General features: G+C 73.0%; 14 protein-coding genes. 6 read left to right on the top strand and 8 right to left on the bottom strand.

The genetic code is table 11. The features are described from left to right. Positions 1-35: 35 nt before the first annotated feature. Entirely contained in the window at positions 36-581 is a 546-nt protein-coding gene (locus OG624_RS07395; RefSeq protein ID WP_033220878.1) for a gamma carbonic anhydrase family protein, read from the bottom strand. A 139-nt stretch (positions 582-720) separates the two neighbouring features. Between OG624_RS07395 and OG624_RS07390 the strand changes: the two genes are divergently transcribed. After that, positions 721-1,497, top strand: coding sequence for an acyltransferase (locus OG624_RS07390; RefSeq protein WP_033220879.1), 777 nt, complete (start codon positions 721-723; stop codon positions 1,495-1,497). Positions 1,498-1,519: 22 nt separating this feature from the next. Here OG624_RS07390 and OG624_RS07385 read toward each other — a convergent pair whose 3' ends face one another. After that, complete coding sequence (locus OG624_RS07385; protein ID WP_033220880.1) at positions 1,520-2,386, bottom strand: DMT family transporter; 867 nt, start codon at positions 2,384-2,386, stop codon at positions 1,520-1,522. Positions 2,387-2,493: 107 nt separating this feature from the next. On the opposite strand from OG624_RS07385, the gene OG624_RS07380 reads away from it, so the two are divergent. Next, positions 2,494-3,114, top strand: coding sequence for a cupin domain-containing protein (locus OG624_RS07380; protein WP_161292908.1), 621 nt, complete (start codon positions 2,494-2,496; stop codon positions 3,112-3,114). A gap of 57 nt (positions 3,115-3,171) precedes the next feature. On the opposite strand, the gene OG624_RS07375 is transcribed toward OG624_RS07380, so the two are convergent. The 3 genes from OG624_RS07375 to OG624_RS07365 form a co-directional block, all read right to left on the bottom strand. Next, positions 3,172-3,942: a transposase family protein gene (locus tag OG624_RS07375; RefSeq protein WP_266446460.1), complete on the bottom strand. Its 771-nt coding sequence runs from the start codon at positions 3,940-3,942 to the stop codon at positions 3,172-3,174. Positions 3,943-4,157: 215 nt separating this feature from the next. Continuing rightward, entirely contained in the window at positions 4,158-4,562 is a 405-nt protein-coding gene (locus tag OG624_RS07370) for a CoA-binding protein (RefSeq protein ID WP_030718939.1), read from the bottom strand. A gap of 174 nt (positions 4,563-4,736) precedes the next feature. After that, a complete protein-coding gene (locus tag OG624_RS07365) occupies positions 4,737-5,261 on the bottom strand; it encodes a hypothetical protein (RefSeq protein ID WP_371639240.1) in 525 nt (174 codons plus the stop codon). An 88-nt stretch (positions 5,262-5,349) separates the two neighbouring features. On the opposite strand from OG624_RS07365, the gene OG624_RS07360 reads away from it, so the two are divergent. The 3 genes from OG624_RS07360 to OG624_RS07350 all read left to right on the top strand — a co-directional run bounded on the left by OG624_RS07360 (position 5,350) and on the right by OG624_RS07350 (position 10,239). Next, on the top strand, positions 5,350-5,976 hold the full coding sequence (locus OG624_RS07360; protein ID WP_033220887.1) for a YigZ family protein: 627 nt from the start codon (positions 5,350-5,352) through the stop codon (positions 5,974-5,976). Positions 5,977-6,061: 85 nt separating this feature from the next. Then, positions 6,062-7,231, top strand: coding sequence for an exonuclease SbcCD subunit D (locus OG624_RS07355; protein WP_033220892.1), 1,170 nt, complete (start codon positions 6,062-6,064; stop codon positions 7,229-7,231). After that, positions 7,228-10,239, top strand: coding sequence for an AAA family ATPase (locus tag OG624_RS07350; protein ID WP_033220894.1), 3,012 nt, complete (start codon positions 7,228-7,230; stop codon positions 10,237-10,239). The genes OG624_RS07355 and OG624_RS07350 overlap by 4 nt, the downstream gene beginning before the upstream one ends. Here the strand turns inward: OG624_RS07350 and OG624_RS07345 are convergent. Beyond that, positions 10,229-10,675, bottom strand: a complete 447-nt coding sequence (locus OG624_RS07345) for an Lrp/AsnC family transcriptional regulator (protein ID WP_033220896.1) — start codon at positions 10,673-10,675, stop codon at positions 10,229-10,231. The genes OG624_RS07350 and OG624_RS07345 overlap by 11 nt on opposite strands. Positions 10,676-10,769: 94 nt before the next feature. Between OG624_RS07345 and OG624_RS07340 the strand changes: the two genes are divergently transcribed. Continuing rightward, entirely contained in the window at positions 10,770-11,288 is a 519-nt protein-coding gene (locus OG624_RS07340; protein WP_033220898.1) for a rhodanese-like domain-containing protein, read from the top strand. A 99-nt stretch (positions 11,289-11,387) separates the two neighbouring features. On the opposite strand, the gene OG624_RS07335 is transcribed toward OG624_RS07340, so the two are convergent. Next, a complete protein-coding gene (locus OG624_RS07335) occupies positions 11,388-13,091 on the bottom strand; it encodes a DUF885 domain-containing protein (RefSeq protein WP_371639239.1) in 1,704 nt (567 codons plus the stop codon). A 249-nt stretch (positions 13,092-13,340) separates the two neighbouring features. Further along, positions 13,341-14,819, bottom strand: coding sequence for a GNAT family N-acetyltransferase (locus OG624_RS07330; protein ID WP_161292870.1), 1,479 nt, complete (start codon positions 14,817-14,819; stop codon positions 13,341-13,343). Between the last annotated feature and the right edge of the window lie 108 nt (positions 14,820-14,927).

Below are 14,927 nucleotides of genomic sequence, written 5' to 3'. Positions count from 1 at the left end.
CTCCGACAACGCCCACGCCCACCGGCGGACACCTCCTAGACCTCCGGGGTCACCGAGGCGCGGTGCTGCTTGGCCAGCTCCACGTACATCAGGGCGTTGACCTTGATGCCCTCGCGCTCCTCGTCGGTCAGCGCACGGCGCACCTTGGCGGGCACGCCCGCGACCAGTGAGCCGGGCGGGACGACCATGCCCTGCGGGACCAGGGCCTGGGCCGCCACCAGCGAACCGGCGCCGATCACGGCGCCGTTCAGTACGGTCGCGCCCATGCCGATCAGGCAGTCGTCCTCGACGGTGCAGCCGTGGACGACGGCGTTGTGGCCGATCGAGACGCGCTCGCCGATCGAGACCGGGAAGCCGGGGTCCACGTGCACCGTGCAGTTGTCCTGCACATTGCTGTCGGCGCCGAGCGTGATCGGGCCGCAGTCGGCGCGCAGCACCGCCGAATACCAGATGCTCGCGCCGGCGGCGAGGGTGACGTCGCCGACCGTGACCGAGGTCGGAGCCGTGAAGGCCGTCGGGTCGATGTCCGGGGTCTTGCCGCCGACACCCGCCACGAGTGCCTGGGCCGCCTGGTACGTCATGTTCTCTTCCTCTGCCGTCTGTCGTCCGGTTGCCGCGCCAACAGCACCGTAGGCCACGCGCGGCATCGTGCCCGCGATGGGGTGAAGATCACAGGAGTGTGGTCGGGGCGACGCGGGTCCGGCGCACTACCGTGGCCGGGTGCCGAAGAAACAGAACACGTTCTCATCTCTGACGGCCGCGCGCCGCCGGTTGGCGAGCCGCGTGGTCCACACCGGCTGGCGCTGGATGCAGCAGGCCGGTGCGGTCACCGCGCAGACCCCGGGACGGCTCAGGTTCGCGGCGATCGGCGACAGCACCCGGCTCGCCTTCCCGCAGGGCACCGTCTTCGGTGAGCGCTGGATAGAGCTCGGCTCGCACTGCATCATCGGCGAGCAGGTCACCCTCACCGCCGGGATGATGCCGGACCTCGACCTCGGCGCCGAGCCGATGCTCGTCCTGGGCGACGGGGTGGTCATCGGCCGGAACAGCCACGTCATCGCCGACGCCCGGATCGCCATCGGCTCGAACACCTTCTGCGGCCCCGGTGTTTACATCACGTCCACCAACCACAGCTACGACGACCCGCACGAGCCCGTCGGCCGGCAGTGGCCGCGCAGCGAACCCGTGGAGATCGGCCCGGGATGCTGGCTCGGTACCGGCGCGGTGATCCTGCCGGGCGCGCGCCTCGGCCGCAACGTGGTCGTGGCCGCGGGAGCCGTCGTACGGGGCGAGGTGCCCGACCATGCCGTGGTGGCGGGGGCGCCGGCGCGCATCGTACGGCGCTGGCAGCCGGAGACGGGCTGGCAGCCGCCGCTGCGCACGCCGACACCGGTGCCGATCCCGGACGGGATGACCCCGGAGCAGCTGCGCGGTCTGGCCGAGCTGACGGAGGCCGAGCTCGCGGAGATCGAACTCGCCGAGGCCGAGCGTTCGTAGGGGCCTCCGGCGTAGGAATCGCTCAGCCCGCGGCCAGGAGAACCGTTCCGGCGAGGGCCAGGCCGGCGCCGGCGGCCTGGACCGTGCGCAGCCGTTCCTTGAGTACGGCGAAGGCGGCGAGCGCGGTGATCACCGGGTAGAGCGAGGACAGTACGGCGGCCATGGTGACCGGGCCGTTCTGGGCGGCTATGGAGTACGTGCCGTTCGCCGCGACGTCCGCGAGGCCCACGAAGGCCAGGGCGGGCAGCAGCCCCCACAGGAGCTTCGGTCCGGTGCCCGCCGGAAGCGCGGGTATGCCGCGCCGGGTCTGCGCCCACAGGGCGGCGCCTCCGACGGTGACGTTGGTGACCCGCTGCACGAAGAGGGCCAGGAACAGCCCCGTCACGGTGGTGGACGCCTCCGCGATCAGGGCCATCACCGCGCCGAAGCCGAAGGCCGCGACCAGGGTGAGGACGACGGCCTGCCGCTGGACGGGTGCGCCGCGCAGCTCCGGTCCGCCGGCGAGGACGATGCCGACGACCGCCACGGCGATCCCCGCGAACTGGCCGAGCCCGGGCCGCTCACCCAGGATCAGCCCGGCGGTGACGGGTACGACCACGCCGAGGGAGCCGAGCGGAGAGACCACGCCCATCGGGCCGAGGGCCAGCGCCTTGTAGAAGCTGAGCATGGCGACCGGCCCGACCAGACCGGCGCCGACCGCGAACCACAGCTGCGGACCGGCCTCCCGCCAGGCGCCCGTGCCGAGGACCACCGCGCCCAGCACGACCACGGCGACGACCTGCGAGACGACGACCACGGTGAGCGCCGGGATCCGACGGGTCAGCAGCCCGCCGCCGAAGTCGGCGAGCCCCCACAGCACAGCTGTGGCCAGGGCGAAGAGGGCGGTCATGGGGGGCCTCGCAGTACAGTGCGGTGAACGTTGGAGTGCAGCATCGAATACAGAACCACGTTAGTGCACTCTGTTGGACTGTGTCATCCACAATATTGGACGGAATGGTGTCGGACCTCGAACAGCTCACCCAGGCGCTCGCCCGAAACCTCAAGCGGTGGCGCGGCGAACGCGGTTTCACCCTGGACTCCCTGGCCGCTCGCGCGGGAGTGAGCCGCGGGATGATCATCCAGATCGAGCAGGCCCGTACGAACCCCAGCGTCGGCACCACGGTCAGGCTGGCCGACGCACTGGGCGTCAGCATCTCCGCGCTCCTCGACCACGACCGGGGCCCGCAGGTCCGGATCGTCCAGCCGGACCAGGTGGTACGGATCTGGTCCAGCGAGGCGGGCAGTTCGACGACGATGCTGATCGGCACCGACGAGCGCGGGCCGATGGAGCTGTGGACCTGGCACCTGGTGCCGGGGGAGGGGACGGACTCCGTCGCGCACCCGTCGGGCACCATCGAGATGCTGCACGTCACGGCCGGGGAGCTGACCCTGGTGGTCGGCGAGGAGGAGTTCCGCGTGCCGGCCGGGGCCGCGGCCACCTTCGAGGCGAACCTCGCGCACTCCTACCGCAACGACGCCTCCGTACCGATGGAGATGACCCTCGCCGTGTCGGTCCCCCCGGTCTCGGCGCCGGCCCCCGCGCACACGCACGGGGGCGGCACGGCCGCGACCCCCTAAAGGTTGTTGCAGAAGGTTGGGTGCGGGCAGGTCTGCGTGTGAGTGGACCTGCCTGGTTCACCGTGTCATGGCGAGGTTGTGCATGGTGGCGACGGCCTGGACGGCGTGGTGGAGGCCGTCTCCTTTCTGGCGGCAGTCGCGGAGGATCTTCCAGTTCTTCATGCGGGCGAAGGTGTGCTCGACGCGGGCACGGACCCGTCGGTGTTCGGCGTTGTCCTCCTCCTGACCGCGCAGGAGGGGACGTCCAGCACGTTTGCGGTGCGGGACGATCAGCCCGGTGCCCAGGTAGGCGCCGTCCGCGATCACTGTGGTGCCCGCCGCCTTCGCGGGTAGACCGGACTCGCGCCAGACGTGGGCGTCGGCCTTGTTCCCGGGCGCGGGCCGCGCCGAGGCGACGACCAGGCGGGTGTCGGCGTCGATGATGACCTGCACGTTCGCCGAGAACCGGTAGTTGCGGGAGGAGGCGGCGACCTGCCGGTCGCGGACCGGGATGAGGGTGCCGTCCACGATCCACAACCGGTCCGCATCGGCGACCGGCCGCGGGGCCGGCTCCAGGGCCAGCAACGGCCCGAGCCGCTGGATCACCCTGCAGACCGTGGCCGGGGAGACCCCGAACAGCGGGGCGAGCTGCCGCATCGTGAGGTTCGTGCGGTAGTACACCGCCACCAGCAGGACCCGGTCCGCCAGCGGCAGGCACCACGGCCGACCACCACCGGGACCGTTCCCGCCCCGCTCCCGCACCACCTTCACCAGCTTGACGAACCGGTCCATCCGCAAGCCCGTGAACGTCTCCACCCACACCGACTCAGCGCACAACACCCCACCCATACAGGAGGAATGCCCCGAACAGAGGCTTCCGCAACAACCTTTAGGGCGTGTCCGCGAAGTCCCGCCTGCCCCGCGGCGCCCGGCACCGCACCTCGCCGCGTTGTCGGGGCGCCCGAGTACGTCCAGTACACGGGCGCCCCTCCGCCTTGCGATGTACGGCACCGGACGCCGCGGGGCCCGCCCTTCGGGCGGCCGGCGCTACTTTGCGGACACCCCTAGAGCGCCGGGATCTCGATCGCCGGGCAGCGGTCCATGACCATCGTCAGCCCCGCCTCACGGGTACGGGCGTACGCGTCCTCGTCGATCACGCCGAGCTGGAACCAGACGGCCTCCGCGCCGACGGCGGCCGCCTGGTCGGCGACCGGACCGGCCAGCTCGCTGTTCACGAAGACGTCCACCACGTCCACCTTGAACGGGATCTCCGCCAGCGAGGCGTACCCGGGCTCGCCGTGCACGGTCTCGGCCTTCGGGTGCACGGGGATCACGCGCTTGCCGAACCGCTGGAGCACGCGGGCCACCCCGTAGGCCGCGCGGTCCTGGTTGTTCGACAGGCCCACCACGGCCCAGGTGTCGCCGAGCTCGGTGAGGATCTTGCGGATGGTTGCCGGATCGCCGTACACGTGTGCCGCCTCCTGATGTTCTCGTCCCCGCCGACCCTGACGGCGGTTTCCCCGCCGCCCTCGGACCGGCGCTCTGCCGCATCAACCGAAACGGCCCGCGCCCGATTCCCCGGCGCCCGCCCCGGGGCCGCTCCGCAGTACGTGCGCGAGAGGTTCCGGGCCGTGCTGGGTCGCCTACCCCGCTGACGGGTCCACGTTCCATCTCGACGGGAGCGGCCCGTCGCAGAAGACGCAGACGAAGTACTCGTCCCGGACGATGTTCAGCTGCTCGCAGGCGGGACACCTGCGGAACACCACCCCGTGGGTGAAGCCGCCCGGACGCCCGATCCCCGCCGCGTCCAGGGCGTCCGCCACGGCCGGCCACGAGCAGGTGTCCGGGCAGTATCCGGTCGACTGGTTGCTCACCTCACGGACCACCCACCGCCCGGACTCCCGCCCGAAGGCCATCTCCCCGGCGCTCAGCACCGGGCCGCCACCCGCGCACACCACGTGCTCGCTCCGCCGCGGCGCGAGCCGCAGCACACCGGCGCCGTCCACGACGAACGTCACGGGCTCGGACAGCTCGGCCGCCGCCCGGCCCGAGGCCCAGTTCTCGAGATCCTCGGCCGAGCGGATGCGACGGCCCTCGCCCTCCGGCCGGACGAGCGCCCTCAGCTCGGCCGGTCCCACGTACCGGTAGTTCCGCCCCCGTGATTCCATACCCGCCAACCTAGGTGGTGCCATGGGCGATGCCGCGACGTCGTCTCGGGCGGGAGGGGGCCCGTTCCGTACCGCTTAGGGTGGTGAGGTGAAGGCAGACCAGTACGTGACGGTGGCCCGTGAGGGCATGCACGAGTCCGAGATCAACCGCTCGCGCTTCCTCTGCTCGCTCGCCCCGGCCGCGACCGAGCAGGAGGCCCAGGACTTCGTCGCGCGCATCCGCAAGGAGCACCCCACCGCCTCGCACAACTGCTTCGCCTACGTCGTCGGCGCCGACGCCTCCGTCCAGAAGGCGAGCGACGACGGCGAGCCCGGCGGCACCGCCGGGGTGCCCATGCTGCAGATGCTCATGCGCCGCGACATCCGTTACGCCGTCGCCGTCGTCACCCGCTACTACGGCGGCGTGAAGCTCGGCGCCGGCGGGCTGATCAGGGCCTACGGCGGCGTCGTCGGCGAGGCCCTCGACGAACTCGGCACCGTCACCCGACGCCGCTACCGGCTGGCCACCGTCACCGTCGACCACCAGCGGGCCGGCAAGATCCAGAACGATCTGCGCTCCACCGGCCGGACCGTGGTGGACCTGCGCTACGGCGCCGACGTGGAGATCGAGGTGGCCCTCCCCGAGGCGGACCTGCCCGCCTTCGAGGCCTGGCTCGCCGACACCACCGCGGGCAGCGCCGGTCTCACCCTCGGCGGAGAGACGTACGCGCCCTGAGCGCCCCCGGGGACGGGTTAGCGTAGAGGGGTTCAGCGAGCGGGAGACGACCAGGGGGAGACGGCATGCGCGGCGGGGCCGGCGAGTGAAGTTCCTGCACACCTCCGACTGGCACCTCGGCCGGGCCTTCCACCGGGTCAACCTGCTCGGCGCCCAGGCGGTCTTCATCGACCACCTCATCGAGACCGTGCGCGAACACGAGGTCGACGCCGTCCTGGTCGCCGGTGACATCTACGACCGAGCCGTGCCCCCGCTGCCCGCCGTCGAGCTGTACGACCGGGCCCTGCACCGCCTGGCCGACCTGGGCGTGCCCACCGTGATGATCTCCGGCAACCACGACTCCGCGCGCCGGCTCGGCGTCGGCTCCGGACTCATCGACCGGGCCGGGATCCACCTGCGCACCGACCCGACCGGCTGCGCCGACCCCGTCGTCCTGGCCGACGTACACGGTGACGTGGCGCTGTACGGCCTGCCGTACCTGGAGCCCGCCCTGGTCAAGGATCAGCTCGGCGCCGAGAAGGTGAGCCACGAGGCGGTCCTCGGCGCCGCCATGGACCGCATCCGGGCCGACCTCGCCGGCCGCGCGCCCGGCACCCGTTCGATCGTCCTCGCGCACGCCTTCGTCGTCGGCGGACAGGCAAGCGACAGCGAGCGCGACATCACCGTCGGTGGGGTCGAGGCCGTACCCGCCTCGGTCTTCGACGGCGTGGACTACGCCGCCCTCGGCCACCTCCACGGCAGCCAGACCATCTCCGAACGGGTCCGCTACTCCGGTTCCCCGCTCGCCTACTCCTTCTCCGAGGCCGACCACCGCAAGACCATGTGGCTGATCGAACTGGGTGCGGACGGGGACATCGTCCACACCGAGCGCGTCGACACCCCCGTACCCCGCACCCTCGCCCGGCTGCGCGGGCCGCTGGAGGACCTGCTGCGGGATCCGGCGCACCAGGTGCACGAGGACGCCTGGGTCGAGGCCACCCTCACCGACCCGGTCCGACCCGACGACCCCATGGCCCGCCTCGCCGCCCGCTTCCCGCACACCCTCACGCTCGCCTTCGACCCCGAGGGCCGCCAGGAGGAGACCGGCGCCTCCTACGCCCAGCGGCTCAAGGGCCGCAGCGATCAGGAGATCGCCGAGGACTTCGTCGCCCACGTGCGCGGCGGCGGCCACGCCGACGAGGCCGAACGGGCCGTCCTGCAAGGCGCCTTCGACGACGTACGGGCCGACGACAGCCACCGGGAGACCCACCGATGAGGCTGCACCGCCTGTCCGTGACCGCCTTCGGGCCCTTCGCCGAACCCCAGGAGATCGATTTCGACGCCCTGTCCGGCGCCGGCATCTTCCTGCTGCACGGACCCACCGGAGCCGGGAAGACCTCTGTGCTCGACGCTGTCTGCTACGCCCTCTACGGTTCCGTGCCCGGCCCCCGCCAGGCCCCCGGCACCAGCCTGCGCAGCGACCACGCCGCCGCCGACACCCCGACCGAGGTGACCCTCGAACTCACCGCGGGCGGACGCCGGTTGGAGATCACCCGGCGGCCCGAACAGGAACGCCCCAAGAAGCGCGGCACGGGCACCACCAAGGACAAGGCCCAGAGCCGGCTGCGCGAGCACACCGGCGAGGGCTGGGAGCCGCTCAGCCGCTCCCACCAGGAGATCGGCGAGGAGATCGAGCAGCTGCTCGGCATGAGCCGCGAGCAGTTCTGCCAGGTCGTGCTGCTGCCGCAGGGGGAGTTCGCGAAGTTCCTGCGCGCCGACGAGGCGGCCCGCGGCCGCCTGCTCGGCCGGCTCTTCGACACCCGCCGCTTCGCCGCCGTCGAGGCCCTGCTCGGCGAGCGCCGCCGGGCCGCCGAGGCCAAGGTCCGCGCCGGCGACGAGAAGGTGCTGCACACCGCCCAGCGGCTCGCCCAGGCCGCCGGCGACAGCGCCGACCTGCGGGCCTGGCCGATGCCCGGCCACCAGCCGGGCGATCCCGGACTCGCCGAGGCCGTCCGCGCCTGGGCGGCCGTCGCCCGGTGCGCGGCCCGCGAGCGTCTCGAGGTCGCCGAATACGCGCTGGCCGCCGTCGAGAGCCGGCACGCCGCCGCCCGGCGGGCCGCCGAGGACGCGCGGGAACTCGACCGGCTGCAGCGCCGCCACGCGGAGACCCTCCGGCGGGCCGCCCTGCTGGCCGAGGCCGCACCCGACCGGGACCGGGTGCGCGACCTGCTGGACCGGGCCCGGCGCGGAGCCCTGGTGGCCCCCGCCCTGGAACTGCGCGGCGCCGCCTCCGCCGCGCACCTGACCGCCGCGCACGCCGAGACCTCCGCCCGGGCTCAGCTCCCGCCGACGCTGGGGGAAGCGGGCGCCGAGCAACTGGCCGACGTCGAGCAGCGCCTGCGCGAGGCCTTGGGAGCCCTCGGCGCGGCGCAGCGCTCCGAACAGCGCAGCGCCGAGATCGGCCGCGAACGGGCCGACCTGGAACGGGAGTCCCGCGCCGCCGAGGAACAGCACCAGGAGTCCGCCGAGTGGCTGGAGCGCTGGGAGGCGACCCGGGCGGCGCTGCAGGAGCGCGTGGACGCCGCCCAGCAGGCCGCCACCCTGGCAGAGCAGCTCGCGGGCCGACTGGAACCCGCCCGCATGCAACTGAACTCCGCCCGCCGACGGGACGAGCTCGACGCCGACGCGACGCGCGCCGCCGGTGAACTGCTCACCCTGCGCGAGGAGTCGGCCGCCGCCCGGGAGCGCTGGCTGGAGCTCAAGGAGGCCCGGCTGCGCGGCATCGCCGCCGAGCTCGCCGAGGCACTGGTCGCGGGGGAGGCCTGCACCGTGTGCGGGTCCGCGGAACACCCCGCTCCGGCCCGTCCGGCCCCTGGCCACGTGGACCGCGCGGCCGAGGACGCCGCCCATGCCCATCTCGAACGGGCCGAGCAGGCGCGGGCCGCCGTCGAGCGCCGGCTCGCCGCCGCGCAGGAGGCCCGCGCCGAGGCCGCGGCCGCCGCAGGGGACGCCACCACCGCCGAACTGCTCACCCTTACCGCCGACCTGAGCGGCCGTCATGCCGCCGCCCATGCCGCGGCCGCCGGCCTGCACGCCGCCCGTGAGCAGCTCGCCCGGGCCGAGCGGGAGCACGCCACGCGCAGCGCCGACCGGCAGGGCGCCGAGACCCGGGCCGCCGCCAGGGCCTCCCGGCGCGAGGCCCTGGACCGCGAACAGGCGGGGCTGGAGGCCGAACTGGCCCTCGTCCGGGACGGTGCGCCCACCGTCGCGGCCCGCGCCCGCACCCTGGAGGACCGGGTCCGGATCGTCTCCGGCGCCGCCACCTCGCTGCGCCGGGCCGAGACCACCGCGGCCCGACTGAAGGAGGCCGACGACCAGCTCGCCGACGCCTCGTTCAAGGCCGGGTTCGACACCATCGAGGCCGCCGCCGACGCGGTGCTCCCGGAGTACGAACGCACCGCGCTCCAACACCGGATGGACGCCTGGCAGACGGAGGAGGCCCTGCTGGCGGACCGCCGTCGCGAGACCGGCGCCGCCCTGGCGGCAGCCCTGCCTCCGGCCGCACCGGACACGGCCGAGGCCGCCGCGACCTCCGCCGCGGCGAAGCTTCGTACGGCGGGGTCGGCGGCCGACGCGGCCCGGGTGCGCTGCGCGGAGCTCGACCGGCTCTCCCGGCAGGCCGAGCAGGAACTGCGCGCGCTCGGCCCGCTGCGCGAGGCCTACGACCGGGTCGCCCGACTGGCCGGACTCACCGCCGGCACCTCCGCCGACAACGAGCGCAAGATGCGCCTGGAGGCCTACGTGCTGGCCGCCCGCCTGGAGCAGGTGGCCGCCGCCGCGACGGTACGGCTGCTGCGCATGTCCGGCGGCCGCTACACCCTGGTCCACTCCGACGCGCGGGCGAGCGGCCGGGGGCGCTCCGGCCTCGGATTGCACGTCGTCGACGCGTGGACCGGCAGTGAGCGGGACACCGCCACCCTGTCGGGCGGCGAGACCTTCTTCGCCTCGCTCGCCCTGGCGCTCGGCCTCGCGGACGTGGTCACGGACGAGGCGGGCGGCATGCGCCTCGACACCCTCTTCATCGACGAGGGCTTCGGCAGCCTCGACGACCAGGCGCTGGACGAGGTGCTCGACGTCCTGGACGCACTGCGCGAGCGGGACCGCAGCGTCGGCATCGTCAGCCACGTCGCCGACCTACGGACCCGCGTCCAGACCCAGCTGGAGATCGTCAAGCAGCGCGGCGGCTCCGTGGTGCGCCACCGGACGGCGGCGCTCACGGACTGAGCGGCCTGCGGGGCAGCGGCGAGGAGTAGACGACGCTCGTCGTCACCGAACCGAGCCCCGAGATTCGGCCTGTGACCTCCTCCAGGTGCGCCATCGAACGCGTCGCGACCTTGAGGACGAAGCAGTCGTCCCCCGTGACGTGGTGGGCCTCCAGGATCTCCGGGGTGGCCTCCAGGAAGTCGTGGAAGGGCTTGTAGTTGCCGTGCGGGTAGCGCAGTCGCACCAGCGCGAGGATCGACTTGCCGAGCTTCTCCGGATCCACCACCGCCGTGTAGCCGGTGATGACGCCGCTCTCCTCCAGCCTGCGGACCCGCTCGGTGACGGCGCTCGCGGACATGGACACGGAGCGGGCGAGCTCGGTGAAACTGGCGCGCCCGTCCCGCTGGAGGGCTTCGAGGATCCGCCAGTCGGTGGCGTCAGGGGAATAGTCGGTCATGCTGCAGGTCTAGCAGGGAATTCCCCGGTCGGACAAGGAGAAGGCCGGGGAAAGCCACTTCCTGTGATGATCGACGAATCATAGATTTCTTGCCATGACGACGACGCAGAACACCACCTCCGCCCCCACGACCACCACCAACCCCGTGCTCCGGGTGCCTCCGGCCTCCCCGGCCGCGGCGGCCGCGTACTTCTCCGCGAGCCTGGCCTTCCACGCGGACGTGTCGGATGTCGCCGCCGCTTTCAAGGCCCACCGTGAGCAGGGCGCCGAGCTCGGCTTCCAGCTCGTCGACTCCCGTTCCACCCCGTCCTGGGACCAGGCCCACGTGCCCGGCGCCGTCCACCTGCCCACCGGCCTCGTTCCCGAGCAGGCCGAGCGGCTCCTGGACAAGAACGTCCCCGTGGTGACGTACTGCTGGGGCCCCGGCTGCAACGGCGGCACCCGCTCCGCCCTCGCCCTGGCCGAACTGGGCTTCCAGGTGAAGGAGATGCTCGGCGGCATCGAGTACTGGATCCGCGAGGGCTTCGAGGTCGAGACCTGGCAGGGCGGCCGGCAGCGTGCCGAGGCCGACCCGCTGACCGCGCCGACCGACTCGGACGACTGCGGCTGCTGACGTGTACGTCTGACGGCGCCGACGCGGACGGGCCGCCCATCCCCCGGGGATGAGCGGCCCGTCCGTCGTCCGTCGTCCGCCGCCGGTGCGGCCGAGTCGTCAGAGCTTCGACAGCTCGTCCACCAGATCGTCCAGACCCAGCGAGCCCTGCGAGAGCGCCGCCATGTGCCAGGCCTTCAGATCGAAGGAATCGCCCCGCGCGGCACGCGCGTTGTCCCGGCCCAGCAGCCAGGCGCGCTCGCCCAGCTTGTAGCCGATCGCCTGACCCGGCATCGACAGGTAGCGGGTCAGCTCGCTCTCGACGAAGTCCGCGGGCCGGCCGCTGTGCAGGCCGAAGAACTCCTGCGCGAGATCCACCGTCCACCGCTCACCCGGGTGGAACGGCGAGTCCGCCGGGATCTCCAGGCCCACGTGCATGCCGATGTCCACGATGACCCGGGCCGCGCGCATCATCTGGCAGTCCAGGTAACCCAGGCGCTGCTCGGCGTCCTTGAGGTAGCCCAGCTCGTCCATGAGCCGCTCCGCGTACAGTGCCCAGCCCTCGGCGTTGGCGCTGACCATGCCGACGGTGGCCTGGTAGCGCGAGAGCTGATCCGCCACGTGTGTCCACTGCGCGAGCTGCAGGTGGTGGCCCGGCACGCCCTCGTGGTACCAGGTGGACACCAGGTCGTACACGGGGAAGCGGGTCAGGCCCATGGTGGGCAGCCAGGTGCGGCCCGGGCGGGAGAAGTCCTCCGAGGGGGACGTGTAGTACGGGGCCGCGGGGCCGCCCGGCGGGGCGATGCGGGACTCCACCTCGCGCACGCGCTCGGCGAGTTCGAAGTGGGTGCCGTCGAGGTTCTCGATGGCCTCGTCCATCAGGCCCTGCAGCCAGGCCTGGACCTCGTCCACGCCCTCGATGTGCGTGCCGTGCTCGTCCAGGTGCCCCAGTGCCTCCCAGGGGCCGGCGCCCGGAAGGATCTTGGCCGCCTCGGACTTCATCTCGGCGAGCAGCCGGTGGTACTCCGACCAGCCGTAGGCGTACGCCTCTTCCAGGTCGAGGTCGGTGCCGTTGAAGAAGCGGGCCCAGCGGGCGTACCGCTCGCGGCCCACGGTGTCCGGCTTGCCCTCGACGGCCGGGGCGTACACCGACTTCATCCAGTCGCGGAGTTCGACGACGGCGGCGGTCGCGCCCGCGGCCGCGGCGTCGAGCTCGGTGCGCAGGGAGTCGGGACCGGCGGAGACGAAGCCCTCGAAGAAGGGTGCCTCGGAGCCGTCCTGGCCGACCCAGGTCGTGAGCTGGCCGATCATGGTGGTGGTGGCGCGCGGGCCACCGTACAGGCCGCGCTCCAGGCCCAGTTCGAGGCTCTCGCGGTAGCCGGTGAAGGCGGCCGGTACGGCCCGTAGGCGTTCGGCGATCGCCGCCCAGTCCTCGTCGGTGTCGGAGGGGGTCAGGGAGAAGATCTCACGGACGGAGTGCGCGGGGCTGTGGATGTTGCTGACCGCGCACAGGTCCTCGTCGGCCTCCACCACGGCGAGCTCGGCGGTGAGGCGCTCGCGCAGCAGCCGGGCACATCGGCGTTCGGCGTCGCTGTCGGCGCCGGGCACCGACTCGGCGGCGTCGAGGTGCGTGAGGGTCTCGCGGATGAGCTCGGCCAGGGCCGCACGGCCCGCCGGGGAGAAGTCCGGGAGCTTGCTCGAACTCGCGGCGACACCGAGGTAGGTGCCCGTGATCGGGTCGAGGGCGATGAGGTCGTCGACGTATGCGTCGGCCACCTGGCGGGGCAGCCGAGGTGCACTGCCGTTGTGGAGGGTCTCTGACATGCGGACATCTTCGTATGCGAGACGGGTTCCCGTCATCACCGATTGCCGTCGGACTGCTGACGAGGGCCGGAGCGAGGTCGGCAGTCCGTGCGAAAAACATTCAACCACCGTGCCGGACAAGCGACTTCACGGCCCCGACCGGAACGTCGCCGGGGACGGTACGCGCGCAGCTTGGCCGGATCCCGCCGGAACCGCCGCCCCCGCCGGAGCCGGGACCCGGTCGGGGTCCCGGTGGTCCGGACGGATCGTTCAGCGGCGGCGGTGCGGAGCAGACTGCTCGCGGGGGAGCTCGTACGGGAGCGCGCGGGGCAGCTCGTACGGCGGCTCGTAGGGCAGGCGGGAGCTGACCGGGGTCGCGTCCAGCCGGGCCGTGATCACCAGGGTGCCCTCCTCGATCTGGTAGTCGAGAGGGAGGCCGAGGCCGCGCATGGCGGCGACCATGCCGGTGTTGGAGGCCTGGGTGACGGCGTACACGCTGTCGCACCCGGCCTCGACGGCCATCGCGAGGAGCCGGCGCAGCAGCTCGGAACCGATGCCGCGGCGCTGCCAGTCGTCCTCGATGAGCAGGGCGACCTCGGTCTCGTCGCCGTCCCACAGCAGGTGGCCGAGGGCGACGAGCTTGCCGGAGGCGGTGGTCGCGGCGAGGGTGCGGCCGAAGCGGGGGCTCAGCAGGTGGCCGAGGTAGCGGTCGGCGTCGTGGACGGGGCCGTGGTAGCGCAGCGACAGGGTGCGCTCGGAGCAGCGGTCGTGCATGGCGCGGGCCGCCGGCAGGTCGGAGCCGTCGGCGCGGCGCACGGTGATCTCGTTGCCCTCGGGCAGGGTCAGCACGTCCTGGCTGCGCGGAACGCGGGGGCCGAGCCGGGCGTCGAGCTCGACGAGGGCGCGGGCCCGTGCGAATTCGGTCGGGGTGAAGGGCAGGTACGGCCGCTCCACGGTGATCGCACCGCCGGAGGGGTCGCGCAGCCGCATCACCGTGGCTTCCAGGACCCCCTCGACCGGGGCGTCCGCGCCGGCGTTGGGGCGACCGGCGAGAGTGGTCGCCGGGATCGAGTGGATCGTGCAGCGGCCGAGCAGCTGACGCAGGGCGAGGGGCAGCTCGGCGGCGTCCAGGGCGGTGCGGGTGGCGAGGCCGAGGACCCGCGTCGGGGTGTCGACCAGGTCGTGGGCGTCGGCGCGCTCGATCCAGGTGCTGTGGCCACCGGCCCGGGAAACGGCCCGGCCGAGGTCGGCGGAGGGCAGTTCCTGCGGGGCGCGCAGCAGGAACTCGTCGACGGTGCCGCCCTCGGGGAGCGGGTGCGTCTGGAGGGTCAGGATGTCGACGCTGTTGCGGGCGAGGGCGGTGCAGAGGGAGGCCAGTGAGCCCGGCTCGTCCCGTACGGTCGTGCGCATCCGCCAGAGGGTGGTGCTGTTGGCGGTCGCGGTCGCGCTTGCTGTCGCGGCCGCGCCGGGGCTCGTCGACGGGAGCGATGCCGGATCGGTGGGAGCTGTGCTCCGCGGCGGGGGCGCATGGCTGTGGCGCCGGGCCCACCAGGTGTGGAAGGCCGCCGTCACCAGGAGTACGACGGCCGAGGCCACGAGCAGGACGGGGCCCCGCGGGCCGTGCACGACGAGATTGGCGATGGCGTCGGCGACCGCGACGGCGCAGAACATCGCGGCGAGTTCGACGACGTCACGGCGCCAGTGGTGACGGTGGGGACGGTGGACGGAGGCGGGGTTACGGTCAGTCATGCACACCACTGTGGCGCAGGGGTGTTGCGTGATCACGAACGATCTGTGACCGACTGGTTAAGTGTCCATCTGGCCGATTTCACCCAGTTTTCCGGGCCATTTCCGGAT

Source organism: Streptomyces virginiae, from assembly GCF_041432505.1.
GTDB classification, from domain to species: domain Bacteria; phylum Actinomycetota; class Actinomycetes; order Streptomycetales; family Streptomycetaceae; genus Streptomyces; species Streptomyces virginiae_A.
This window is presented reverse-complemented; position numbering and strand designations above follow the sequence as displayed.

What these genes read in the sequence shown, in the direction of transcription:
- OG624_RS07340 (WP_033220898.1), top strand. Translation starts at nt 10,770, where the DNA reads ATGACGACGACGCAGAACACCACCTCCGCCCCCACGACCACCACCAAC.
- OG624_RS07365 (WP_371639240.1), bottom strand. Translation starts at nt 5,261, where the DNA reads ATGGAATCACGGGGGCGGAACTACCGGTACGTGGGACCGGCCGAGCTG.
- OG624_RS07345 (WP_033220896.1), bottom strand. Translation starts at nt 10,675, where the DNA reads ATGACCGACTATTCCCCTGACGCCACCGACTGGCGGATCCTCGAAGCC.
- OG624_RS07335 (WP_371639239.1), bottom strand. Translation starts at nt 13,091, where the DNA reads ATGTCAGAGACCCTCCACAACGGCAGTGCACCTCGGCTGCCCCGCCAG.
- OG624_RS07395 (WP_033220878.1), bottom strand. Translation starts at nt 581, where the DNA reads ATGACGTACCAGGCGGCCCAGGCACTCGTGGCGGGTGTCGGCGGCAAG.
- OG624_RS07330 (WP_161292870.1), bottom strand. Translation starts at nt 14,819, where the DNA reads ATGACTGACCGTAACCCCGCCTCCGTCCACCGTCCCCACCGTCACCAC.
- OG624_RS07385 (WP_033220880.1), bottom strand. Translation starts at nt 2,386, where the DNA reads ATGACCGCCCTCTTCGCCCTGGCCACAGCTGTGCTGTGGGGGCTCGCC.
- OG624_RS07375 (WP_266446460.1), bottom strand. Translation starts at nt 3,942, where the DNA reads ATGGGTGGGGTGTTGTGCGCTGAGTCGGTGTGGGTGGAGACGTTCACG.
- OG624_RS07350 (WP_033220894.1), top strand. Translation starts at nt 7,228, where the DNA reads ATGAGGCTGCACCGCCTGTCCGTGACCGCCTTCGGGCCCTTCGCCGAA.